This window comes from Kitasatospora sp. NPDC093679 (assembly GCF_040683455.1).
Lineage (GTDB): Bacteria > Actinomycetota > Actinomycetes > Streptomycetales > Streptomycetaceae > Kitasatospora > Kitasatospora arboriphila.
In genome coordinates, this window is the sequence record NZ_JBFBDW010000044.1 from 56,612 (window position 1) to 67,619 (window position 11,008).

An 11,008-nucleotide genomic window follows, 5' to 3' on the forward strand; every position below is an offset into this window, starting at 1 on the left:
GCAGTCGCCCTGTCGGTTACGTCCTGTGAAACGCTACCGCTTCGACGCGGTCACCGTGGAACCCGCGGCCGGGGCCGCCGTCCGCAGGGCCTACTCCGCGCCGTCCTGCGGCAGCTCCAGCACCACCGAGGCGGTGGCCCCCAGGGACGAGCTGCCGTAACTGCTGCCCTTGTTCTTCTCGCCCTGGGCGGCCGCGATCAGCACGATGATCACCGCGAGCACGATCACGCCGAAGATCACACCGACCACGACCAGCGCCGTCGAACAGCCGGCGTTGCTGTTGCCCGGCTGCGGCTTCGCCACGAACGGGCCCGGCTGGGCCGGCATCGGCCCGGTCGGGTGCGCCTGCTGGGGGAAGGGCCGCGGGGTCTGGTACGGCTGCGGGGCCTGCGGGAACGGCTGCGGGGTGTGCGCCTGCGGGAAGGGCTGCGGCGTGTGCGGGGCCTGCGGGAAGGGCTGCGGGGTGTGCGGTGCCTGCACCTGCGGGTACGGCGGCGGGGTGCTGGCCTGCGGCTGGTACGGCTGCTGGACCTGCGGGGCGGGCGTGCGGATGTCGCCGGAGACCTGCGGGAAGTTGGTCAGCGACGGCGCGGCGTGCACCGAGCGCGGGCCCTCGCTGATCACCAGCGGCGTGGAGGCCTGCAGCGGCGAGCTGCCGGACTGCGCGGTGGACTCGACCCGCTCGACCTCCTCGCGCATCGCCTCCGCGGTCGGGAAGCGGTGCGCCGGGTCCTTGCGCAGCGCGCGCTCGACCAGGGCGTCGACCGCGGGCGTGACCGCCCGGTTGATCGTCGACGGCGCCGGCGGCGGCTCCTGGACGTGCTTGTACGCGATGGAGAAGGCCGAGTCGCCGTCGAACGGCAGGCCGCCGGTCAGCAGCTCGAAGAGCATGCAGCCGACCGAGTACAGGTCGGAGCGGGCGTCGACGCTCTTGCCGAGCGCCTGCTCGGGCGACAGGTACTGCGGGGTGCCGACCACCATGCCGGTCTGCGTCATGGAGGTGACGCCGGACTGCAGCGCGCGGGCGATGCCGAAGTCCATCACCTTGACGATGCCCTTGGTGTTGACCATGACGTTGCCCGGCTTGATGTCCCGGTGCACCAGGCCCTGGTCGTGCGAGGCCTCCAGCGCGGAGAGCACCGCGGCGGTGATCTTCAGCGCCTGGGCGGTCGGCATCGCGCCGTGCTGCGCGATCGCGTCGTTCAGCACGTCGCGCAGGGCCTGGCCCTCGACGTACTCCATGACGATGTACGGGGTGGCGGCGCCGTCCGCGGCGACGTCCTCGCCGCTGTCGTAGACCTGGACGATGTTGGTGTGCTGGAGGCGCGCGACGGCCTGCGCCTCTCGGCGGAAGCGCTCCTTGAACGAGGCCTCCCGGCCCAGCTCGGTGTGCAGGGTCTTCACCGCGACCTGGCGGTCCAGCACCGTGTCGTACGCCAGGTGCACGGAGGCCATGCCGCCCTGCCCGAGCAGGCGCTGCAGCACGTACCGACCGTTGCCCAGGGCGTGGCCCTCGACCGTGGTGCCGTCCTCGCTCATGTCCCCCTGCTTCCACGTCTCGTCCGGGCGTGCCCGGTGCGCGGGCCCGCGCTGCCGCAGGCCCCCGCCGACGGCGCGGCGGCCGACGGCAGGGGCCCAGGGTATCGGCTCTCGCCGACGTGATCGGGTGCAGGGGCGCAGCTGTGTCCGGCCTGCAACGCGGTTGCCGAACAGCTGCGACACGCGACCGCTAGAGGTACGGGCCCGAACGGATGCCGCGGCCCGGGCCGACCTCCTCCTCACCCGGCTCGGCACCGTGCAGGCCGGGCGGCAGGGCGCGCCGCATCTGCTCCAACTGCGCCCGGGCCGCCATCTGCTGGGCGAACAGCGCGGTCTGGATGCCGTGGAAGAGCCCCTCCAGCCAGCCGACGAGCTGCGCCTGGGCGATCCGCAGTTCGGCCTCGGTGGGGATGCTGTCCTCGGTGAAGGGCAGCGACAGCCGCTCCAACTCCTCGACCAGCTCGGGGGCGAGGCCGAGTTCGAGCTCCTTGATGGAGCTGGCGTGGATGTCCTTGAGTCTGGCCCGGCTGGCCTCGTCGAGGGGAGCCGCCCGGACCTCCTCCAGCAGCTGCTTGATCATGCTGCCGATCCGCATCACCTTGGCCGGCTGCTCGACCATCTCGGTCACCGGCAGTTCGCGCGGCTCCCCCTGGTCGTCGGCCCGGCCGAAACCGCCCGGGACGGCGCCGACCGGCATCCCGTCCGGGCCCACGATCAGGACCTTCGGCGCGTCGTCCGGCTGCCCGCCCGACGCCTCGACGGCCTGCTGCAACGAGCGCTCGTTCATCGGGTTCGTCATGAAGGGCATTCTCCCTCACCGGGGTTCGGTGCGGGGAGTGCCTGCGGATCTTGTACGGCCGGTCCGGCGGCCGACGGCGGCCCGGTCAGCCGCGGCGCAGCTTCACGCCGACCAGGCCCAGTCCCAGGCCGATCAGCGTCAGCCCGGCGCCGAGCGGCAGCTGGCGGGTGGCCGGGTCGGACCAGCGCAGCGGGGCGGCCAGGTCGGCGGCGGCCTGCGGGACGGGCGCGGCGGCGGTGACGGAGGGCTGCCCGTCGGCCAGGTCCGCGGAGGCGTCCGGGGTGGCGGGCCGGGCGGCCGTGGTCGGCGCGCTCGGGGTGCGGGGGGTGCGGACGGGGTGCCCGAGGACGGCGGCGGGCCGGGTGCGGCCGTGCGGGCCGTGGGCGGGGGCGGCGGCCGCCGCCGGGCTCGCGGCGGCCTGCCCGGTGGCGGGGCCGGCGGCCGACGGGGCGACGGCCGCGCCGCTGTCGCTGCCGTCGGCGCAGTCGTCCCCGTCCTCCTCCTCGGCGGCCTGGGCGGTCTCCTGGCCGTGGGTGCCCGGAGAGCCCCGGGCCGGGCCCGGCCGGCTCCCGGTGTGGCCGTCGGCCGCGGGGCCGCCCGGGTCCGTGGAGGTGCCCGCAGTGGATCCGGCCGCCCCGGCCGTCGTGGCGGGGGCGGCCGGCGCGGTCGGTTCGGGCACGGACGCCGGCGAGTGCGCCGGCGGCCTGACGGGGAGCCCGGACATGCCGGAACCCCCCTGGGACGAGGGCAGCGCGGCTGGGGGCGCCGTCACCTCCGGCAGGGCGGAGACGGCCTGCCGGACGGCCTGCTGGACGGCCGCCTCGACCTGGCCGGCCGCCGCGGAGGCCTCGGTGTCGTCGGCCGCGGCGGGCAGGGCGAGCAGGACCGGAAGGACGAGACCCGCACCGACGAACGCCGCCCGGCGGCAGCCGGTGGGGAGCGCGGAGGAGAGAGCACGGAACGCGTACGGAAGTGCAGCCACGGCGGGAAGTCCTTCCGACGGGCGGCCGCGGCGGGACGCGGTCGGCGGCGGGACAGCTCCGGACCAGCCTCACACATTCCGATAAAACGGGCATTTCGTACGCTCACTCCCCGTGTCCGCCCTGCCCGGTGACACGGTCAGCGCAGCCGGAGCACCACCTTGCCGACGTGCTCGCTCCGCTCGACCAAGCGGTGGGCGGCGGCGGCCTCCTCGACGGGCAGCACCCGGTCCACCACCGGCCGCACCACCCCGGACTCCACCAGCGGCCACACGTGCTCGCGGACGGCGGCGACGATGGCCGCCTTCTCCGCGACCGGCCGGCCGCGCAGGTTGGTCGCCGCGACCGCCGCCCGCTTGCGCAGCAGGGTGTTCAGGTCGAGCTCCGCCTTGACCCCGCCCTGCAGGCCGATGATCACCAGCCGCCCGTTCACGGCCAGCGCGTCCACGTTCCGCTGCAGGTACTTGGCGCCCATGATGTCGAGGATCACGTCCGCCCCCGCCCCGCCGGTGAACTCCCGGACGGCCGCCGTGAAGTCCTCCTCCCGGTAGTCGATGCCGAGGTCGGCGCCCAGCTCCGCGCAGCGCGCCAGCTTCTCCGCGCCGCCCGCGGTGACCGCCACCCGGGCACCCACGGCCTTGGCCAGCTGGATCGCCATGGTGCCGATGCCGCTCGCCCCGCCGTGCACCAGCACGGTCTCGCCCGGGCGCAGGTGGGCCACCATGAAGACGTTCGACCAGACCGTGCAGGCGACCTCCGGCAGCGCCGCCGCCTCCGTGGCGGACAGCCCCTTCGGCACCGGCAGCAGCTGCCCCACCGGCACCGCGACCCGCTCCGCGTAGCCGCCGCCGGTGAGCAGCGCACAGACCTCGTCGCCGACCGCCCAGCCGGCCACGCCCGCACCCAGCGCAGCGATCCGGCCGGCGCACTCCAGGCCCGGGTAGCGGGAGGACCCGGGCGGCGGGTCGTAGAAGCCCTGCCGCTGCAGCAGGTCCGCGCGGTTGACGGCGGTGGCGGCGACCTCGATCAGGACCTCGCCCTCGGCGGGCTCCGGATCGGGCACCTCGGCCCAGGTCAGCACCTCGGGTCCGCCCGGCTGGGGAATGGTGATGGCTCGCATGGCCGCCACGCTAGCCGCGGCGCCGGCACCGTCCGCGGTCGGCCCGCCGACCGCGCCCGTCCTCACCCGGTGTTGACGCCCCGTCGGACGGTGATGATCCGGTCGGTGAGCTGCAGCACCGCGGCCTCCGGGTCGGTGAAGTTCAGCAGCCGGCGGCCGCGGACGACCGACACCACCAGGTCCGCGCACTCCCGCGGGGAGCGGCCCGCCTCGGCCCTGGTCACCGGCCGCTCGACGAGGTCCAGCCCGGAGCCGACCGTCAGCAGGTCCTCCATGACGGCACCGGCGTGCGGGCTGAGGATCGACATGCCGAGCAGCCGGCCCGCCGAACTGGAGCTGGTGACCACCACGTCCGCACCGCTCTGCCGCAGCAGCGGCGCGTTCTCGTCCTCCCGCACGGCCGCCACCAGCACCGCCGCGGGGTTGAGCTGACGCGCGGTCAGCGCCACCAGGACGGCGGTGTCGTCCCGGGCCGGGGCGATCACCACCTTCTCGGCGCGCGGCAGTTCGGCCCGCATCAGGGTGTCCGAGCGGGTCGCGTCCCCCAGCACCGCGGTCAGGCCGTCCCGGCCCGCCTGGTCGATCGCCTTGCGCTGCGGGTCGACGACCACGATCGACTCCTTGCGCAGCCCCTGGCCCAGCAGCGCGGTGACCGCGCTTCGGCCCTTGGTGCCGTAGCCGACGACGACGGTGTGCTCCCGCACCGGACCTCCAGCGGCTGCCGACCGAGGACGGCACCGACCGGGGCCGCCGCAGGCGACGATACCGCCGCCGCGGCCGCACCGGCCGGACCCGTCGGCCACCCCGTGACCGGCACCTTCCCTCCACGTCCCTGCACCGGACCGCCCCCGCGGCGGTGGCCCGGCACGGCGGTGGCCCGCCATGCTGGTGCCCGTGACCCAAGGCACCCAGTCCCCCGGCCCCGACGGCAGACTCTCCCGGCTGCGGGGTTCCCGCGCGTCCCGCGTCCGCGAGACCGAGGTGGCCGGCGGCCGGGTCTTCCTGCCGACCAGGACTCCCCCGCCGCCGTTCCGCCAGGTCTCCCGGCGGCTGCTGCTGGCGCTCGCCGTCCTGCTCGCCACCACGCTGATCGTCTGGCTGGACCGGGACGGGTACCACGACAACGCGGGCGGCCCGCTGGACCTGCTGGACGCCGCGTACTACGCCACGGTCACCCTCTCCACCACCGGCTACGGCGACATCACCCCGGTCAGCGACGCCGCCCGGCTGACCAACATCTTCGTGATCACCCCGCTGCGCGTGCTGTTCCTGATCATCCTGGTCGGCACCACCCTGGAGGTGCTCACCGAACGCACCCGCCAGCAGTGGCGGATCGGGCGCTGGCGCTCCACCGTCCGGGACCACACGGTGGTGATCGGGTACGGCACCAAGGGCCGCAGCGCGGTCGGCGCGCTGCTCGGCCAGGGCATCGACCGCGGCTCGATCGTGGTCGTCGACCCGCAGCCGCGCACGGTCGAGCAGGCCACCCTGGACGGGCTGGTCGGCGTGGTCGGCGACGCCACCCGCACCGACACCCTGCTGCGCGCCGAAGTGCCCCGGGCCGCGCGGGTGGTGGTGGCTCCCGAACGGGACGACACCGCGGTGCTGATCACCCTGACCGCCCGCCAGCTCAACCGGGCCGCCACCGTGGTGGCGGCCGTGCGGGAGGACGAGAACGCGCCGCTGCTGCGGCAGAGCGGTGCGGACGTGGTGGTCACCAGCTCCAGTTCGGCGGGCCGGCTGCTCGGCATGTCGATCCTCAGCCCGCACGCCGGCGCCGTCATGGAGGACCTGCTCACCCACGGCACCGGGCTGGACGTCACCGAACGGCCGGTGACCGCCGAGGAGGCGGGCCGCTCCCCGCGGGAGAGCGCCGACCTCGTGCTGGCGGTCGTCCGCGGCCGCCGGCTGCTGAACTTCACCGACGAGGAGGCCTCGGTGCTCAGGCCCACCGACCGGCTGATCGTCATCAGGGACGCCCGCAACCACGCCTGACGCCGCACCGGCCGCGGATCACGGCAGGTCCAGCACCTCCGCCCGACCGCCCGCCGGGAGTCCGCCGGGCGGCACCACGGCCACCGCCTCGGCGAGCGCCAGGCCGCGCAGCATGGCCGGGCCGTCGAAGCGCAGCGGCATCAGCCCGTCTGCGGTCCGCACCACCGGCACCAGCCGGGTGTCCTCCGGGTGGCCCGGCAGGTCGACCGCCGCGCTCTCGGTGCGGGTCGGCGGCTCGGCGCGGCCGGCCAGCGCGTCCAGCAGCGGCAGGGCCAGGGTCAGCGCGCCCGCGGCGGCGGCCAGCGGGTTGCCGGGCAGGCCGACCAGGTGCCGTCCGCCGGGCAGCGCGGCGAGCAGCATCGGGTGCCCCGGCCGGACGGCGACGCCGTCGACCAGCAGGCGGGCACCGGCCTCGGCCAGCGCGGCGTGCAGGAAGTCGGCCGGGCCGGCCGCCGTACCGCCGGTGGTCACCACGACGTCGGCGGGCGAGTGCCGCAGCGCCTCCCGCAGCAGGTCCCGGTCGTCGCCGATCCGGCGCACCCCGGCCGGCTCGGCACCGGCCGCGGCGAGCCAGGGCGGCAGCAGCGGACCGAGCGCGTCCCGGACGAGGCCCGGGCCGGGCACCCCGGAGTCGAGCAGCTCGTCGCCGAGCAGCAGCAGTTCGACGGTCGGCCGACGGCGCACCGCGAGGACGTCGTGGCCGGCCGCGGCGGCCAGGCCGAGCACCGGCGCGGTGACCCGGGTGCCGGCGGGCAGCAGGGTCTCGCCGCGGCGGCACTCCTGGCCGCGCGGGCGGACGTCCTGGCCGGGCCCGACCTCGCCGTGCAGCAGCCCCCGGACCGTCCGGCCGTGCTCGCGGCGGAGCACACCGGTGGCGCCGGGCGGCAGCTGCGCACCGGTGGCGATCTCGACGGCCGTGCCGTCGGCCAGCGGGGCGGGTGCGGCGCCGGCGAGCAGCCGCCCGGCGGGCCGCCAGGGACCGGGCCCGGCGACGGCCCAGCCGTCCATGGCGGAGGTGTCGAAGCCGGGCAGGTCGGTGACGGCCGCGAGCGGCTCGGCCAGGGTGCGGCCGAGTGCGGCGTCGAGCGGGACCCGCTCGACGGGCAGCGGCGCGGCGGCGGCCTGCCGGGCCGTCCGCCGGGCCCGGGGCCAGGGGCGGTCGTGCACCGGCGGCCCGGTGCGCGGGTGGTCCACGTCGGCGAGGGCGCCGGTCACGCCTGCTCCGGCGGGTGCTGCGCGGCCCACCGTTCGGCGAGGGCGGCGGTGCGGGCGGTCGCCGCCGCGACCTCCTCCGCCCCGCCGCCGCGGGCTGCCGCCGCGTACCCCACCAGGAAGGCGGTCAGCGGTGCGGCCGGCCGGGCGACCCCGTGCGCGACCACCCGGGCGAGGTCCAGCAGCCCCGGCACGTCGACCTCGAAGTCGATCCCCAGCTCGGCGCCGACCTCGGCGATCCAGTCATCCAGCGTGCGCTCCATGGCCCCATGCTGCCCGATCCCGGTGTCCGCGGTGGTGCCGCGGTCGTGTGCGGCGCGGGTCGGTCCGCTCACCGGTCGTCGGGGCGGGCGGTGAGGATCACCGTCCGGCGCGCCCGCGCAGCTCCCGGTCGCGGGCCCGGGCGAGTTCCTCCCAGGTGTCGCAGTCGAGGGCGACGGCCTCGGCGTCGGCCAGCCGGACGGTGTGCAGCGGCCCGGTGAGCCGGCGCAGCGGGCGGCCGTCCGGGCTGCCGAGGGCGGCGAGCGAGGCGCGCAGCGCGGCCGTGCGGTAGGCGCCGGCGAGCGGCTGGTCCCGGCCGTCCGCGTCGACCAGGACGGCGGCCTCCGCCCCGGCGTCGTCGAGGGCGGCGAGCAGCCGGTGCACGGTGCGGTCGTCCAGGAAGGGCAGGTCGGCGGCGAGCAGCAGCACCCGGTCGGCGGTCACCGCGGCGAGGCCTGCGGCGACGGCGGCGACCGGCCCGCCGCCGGGCGGCTCCTCGCGGGTCCAGTGCACGGTGCGGGCGACGGTGCGGACGGGGCCGACCACGACGGTGGTGCGGGCGTCCGCGCAGGCCGCCAGCACCCGGTCGAGCAGGGTCCGGCCGCCCACGTCCAGCCCGGGCTTGTCGGCGCCGCCGAGCCGGCTCGCGGCCCCGCCGGCCGGCACGATCACGTCGAAGGCCGTCATGCCGCCAGTATCCGCCGCCCGGCGGCCCGTCCGGGGGGCCGGGGGGCCGGAGCGACCGGAGGGGTTCAGTCGTCCTCGACGATCTCCGCGTCGACGATCTCGGCGTCCTCGGCCGGCGTGGTGTTGGCGGCCGCGCCGAGGTCGAGGATGACGGGCAGGGTGAGCGCGCCGTACCGCTCGTTCATCGCGGCGGCCAGGGCCTCCGGGTCGTGCGGGTGGGCGGCCAGGGCGCGGTCGAAGTCCTGCAGGTACTCGCCGGTGAAGGCGATCACCCGCAGCGCGTCGTCGTCGGTGCCGGGCGCCCGGTGGCCGGCGACCACCCGCTCCGCGCCGAGGTCGGCGATCCGGGCCAGGTTGTGCGCCCAGTCGATCCGGCGGTGGGCGTCGGTGTCGGCCGTCCAGACGTGGGTGCCGTTGTAGACGAAGTCGCCGGCGAGCACGGTGCGGATGCTCGGGACGTGCACCACGGTGGAGCCCTCGCAGTCGCCCTGGCCGAGCGCGAGCACCCGGATCGGCTGGCCGTCGATCATCAGCGGCTGCGGCAGCAGCGGCGCGGGCAGCAGCGGCTGGTCGGGGATGTCGTCGCCGTAGACGGGCTTCCACTCGGCGACCTTGGCGGCGGCGGTGCGGGCGATCCCCTCGACCACCGGCGGCGCGGCCAGCAGCTGGGCCTCGGGGAAGAGCCGCAGCACCTCCTCGGCGCCGAAGTAGTGGTCGGGGTGGCGGTGGGTGACCACGATGGCGAGCAGCCGGCGGCCCTTGCCGGCGATCCACTCGGCGAGCTCGCGGCCGGCGCTGCGGGTGAGCTGGGCGTCGACCAGGATCGCGGTGCCCTGGCCCATGATCAGCACGGAGGTCGCGAAGAAGGCGCTCTCCGGGCCGGTGAAGACGTCGATCTCCAGCGGCGGGTGGCCCGGCCCGGGGGCCGCGCGGTGGGGTCCGGCGGTCTCGTCGGGCGGGTTGGGCGTCACGTCGGCTCCCTGGTCGGCGGGGCGACCCGGCGGGCCGCTCGTTCGTACCAGCTTGGTCGGTGGGGGTACCGATCGCCGGTCAGGCGCGCCCGGGCGGGTGGAGCGGAGGCCGCCCGGGCGCGGGGGCCTCAGGCCGCGACGCGGCTGCCGACGGCCTCGGCACGGGCCGTGGCGTCCACCAGCGCCTGCGCCTTGGAGGCGTCCGCCTGCTCGGCGAAGCCAGCCAACGCCGGGTTGACCCGGGCCAGGGTGAACTCGGGCACCACGAAGTCGACCTCCAGGCCGAGCATGCCGGTCAGCACCTTCTCCAGGTAGGTGGTGACGAACTCGAAGCTCTCCCGCGGGGTGCCCGGACCGTACGCGCCGCCGCGGGAGGCGACCACGGTGACCGGGGTGCCGGCGGCGGAGGGCTGCTCGCCCGCGCTGCGGCCGATCACGATCACCTGGTCGAGCCAGGCCTTGAGGGCGGACGGGATCGTGAAGTTGTACATCGGGGTGCCGATGACGACGGCGTCCGCCTGCTCCAGCTCGGTGACCAGCTGCTCGCGCAGGGCCCAGGCCGCCTGCTGCTCCGGGCTGCGGTGCTCGGCCGGGGCGAAGGCGGAGGTGATGCCGGCGGCGTCCAGGTGCGGCACTGGCTCGGCGGCCAGGTCGCGGTAGATCACGGTGCCGCCCGGGTTGGCGGCCTCCCAGGCCTCCCGGTACGCCGCGGAGACCTCGCGGGAGACGGAGCCCTCGGAGAGCGCGGACGAGTCGATGTGCAGCAGCGTGGGCATGGCGATGCCTCCATTTCAGAAGTTACTGCAGCGCAGTGCGCTGCTTCCACAACAGTAGCAGCTTACTTTTCTATAGTCACTTGCCGAGGGGCAGTACCCTGGACGGCATGGCGCAGGAAACAGCACCGGCACACGCTGCCTGTACGGGGGCGGACGCCGCCATCACCCGGGTCTTCGCCCTGCTCGGCAAGCGCTGGACGGGGCTGGTGGTCGCCGTGCTCAGCCACGGTCCCGGCCACTTCTCCGAGCTGCGCCGCGCCATCCCCGGCATCAGCGAGCGGATGCTCTCCGACCGGCTCACCGAGCTCGGCGAGGCCGGCCTGGTCCTCCGCGAGGTCGACGAGGGCCCGCCGCTGCGGGTCCGCTACCGGCTCACCGAATCCGGCGCCGCGCTCGGCCCCGCCCTCACCGAGCTGCGCGCCTGGGCGGAGCGCTACCTGCCCCCGCTGCCGCCGGGCGGCTGCGGGTAACGGCCCCGGGAACGACGGAGCGCCCCGCCGCGGACCGCCGAGCGACTGCTCGGCACCGCGACGGGGCGCTCGTGTCGATCCGGGGGGGTTACTTCCCGCCCTTGCCGGTGATCTTGTCGATGCGGGAGCCGATGCCCCAGGTGGTGACGCGCCAGAGGGCTTCGGCGACGATGTTGCGGCTCATCTTGGAGTTGCCGT

9 protein-coding genes and 4 pseudogenes are annotated in these 11,008 nt (G+C 76.2%); 2 read left to right on the forward strand and 11 right to left on the reverse strand.

The genetic code is table 11. The features are described 5' to 3' along the window. Positions 1–90: 90 nt before the first annotated feature. From AB0O09_RS28740 to AB0O09_RS28760, 5 genes and pseudogenes are all read right to left on the reverse strand, one after another. Positions 91–1,539 (reverse strand): protein kinase, encoded by a 1,449-nt coding sequence (locus tag AB0O09_RS28740; protein WP_359981346.1) that lies wholly within the window; start codon positions 1,537–1,539, stop codon positions 91–93. A gap of 190 nt (positions 1,540–1,729) precedes the next feature. Then, positions 1,730–2,326, reverse strand: coding sequence for a bacterial proteasome activator family protein (locus AB0O09_RS28745; protein ID WP_363546342.1), 597 nt, complete (start codon positions 2,324–2,326; stop codon positions 1,730–1,732). 97 nt (positions 2,327–2,423) lie between these two features. Then, positions 2,424–3,320, reverse strand: a complete 897-nt coding sequence (locus AB0O09_RS28750) for a hypothetical protein (RefSeq protein ID WP_363546323.1) — start codon at positions 3,318–3,320, stop codon at positions 2,424–2,426. 137 nt (positions 3,321–3,457) lie between these two features. Continuing rightward, complete coding sequence (locus tag AB0O09_RS28755; RefSeq protein WP_363546326.1) at positions 3,458–4,438, reverse strand: NAD(P)H-quinone oxidoreductase; 981 nt, start codon at positions 4,436–4,438, stop codon at positions 3,458–3,460. Between the two features lie 62 nt (positions 4,439–4,500). After that, positions 4,501–5,155 (reverse strand): annotated as a pseudogene (locus AB0O09_RS28760) (NAD(P)-binding protein); the annotation flags it as partial. A gap of 264 nt (positions 5,156–5,419) precedes the next feature. Here AB0O09_RS28760 and AB0O09_RS28765 point away from each other — a divergent pair. Beyond that, positions 5,420–6,433: a potassium channel family protein gene (locus AB0O09_RS28765; protein WP_363546345.1), complete on the forward strand. Its 1,014-nt coding sequence runs from the start codon at positions 5,420–5,422 to the stop codon at positions 6,431–6,433. A gap of 18 nt (positions 6,434–6,451) precedes the next feature. Here AB0O09_RS28765 and AB0O09_RS28770 read toward each other — a convergent pair whose 3' ends face one another. The 5 genes and pseudogenes from AB0O09_RS28770 to AB0O09_RS28790 all read right to left on the reverse strand — a co-directional run bounded on the left by AB0O09_RS28770 (position 6,452) and on the right by AB0O09_RS28790 (position 10,340). Continuing rightward, positions 6,452–7,627: a molybdopterin molybdotransferase MoeA gene (locus tag AB0O09_RS28770; RefSeq protein WP_363546348.1), complete on the reverse strand. Its 1,176-nt coding sequence runs from the start codon at positions 7,625–7,627 to the stop codon at positions 6,452–6,454. Positions 7,628–7,644: 17 nt separating this feature from the next. Further along, positions 7,645–7,896, reverse strand: a pseudogene (locus AB0O09_RS28775) (DUF6457 domain-containing protein); the annotation flags it as partial. 133 nt (positions 7,897–8,029) lie between these two features. Continuing rightward, positions 8,030–8,593 (reverse strand): annotated as a pseudogene (locus AB0O09_RS28780) (NTP transferase domain-containing protein); the annotation flags it as partial. A gap of 65 nt (positions 8,594–8,658) precedes the next feature. After that, positions 8,659–9,564 carry an MBL fold metallo-hydrolase gene (locus AB0O09_RS28785; protein ID WP_363546329.1) on the reverse strand — a complete coding sequence of 302 codons (906 nt, stop codon included), beginning with the start codon at positions 9,562–9,564 and terminating at the stop codon, positions 8,659–8,661. 128 nt (positions 9,565–9,692) lie between these two features. Further along, positions 9,693–10,340, reverse strand: coding sequence for an NAD(P)H-dependent oxidoreductase (locus AB0O09_RS28790; RefSeq protein WP_363546332.1), 648 nt, complete (start codon positions 10,338–10,340; stop codon positions 9,693–9,695). A gap of 107 nt (positions 10,341–10,447) precedes the next feature. Here AB0O09_RS28790 and AB0O09_RS28795 point away from each other — a divergent pair, with 107 nt between their 5' ends. Next, entirely contained in the window at positions 10,448–10,810 is a 363-nt protein-coding gene (locus AB0O09_RS28795) for a helix-turn-helix domain-containing protein (RefSeq protein ID WP_363546333.1), read from the forward strand. A gap of 88 nt (positions 10,811–10,898) precedes the next feature. Here AB0O09_RS28795 and AB0O09_RS28800 read toward each other — a convergent pair. After that, a pseudogene (locus AB0O09_RS28800) lies at positions 10,899–11,008 on the reverse strand (dolichol-phosphate mannosyltransferase); the annotation flags it as partial.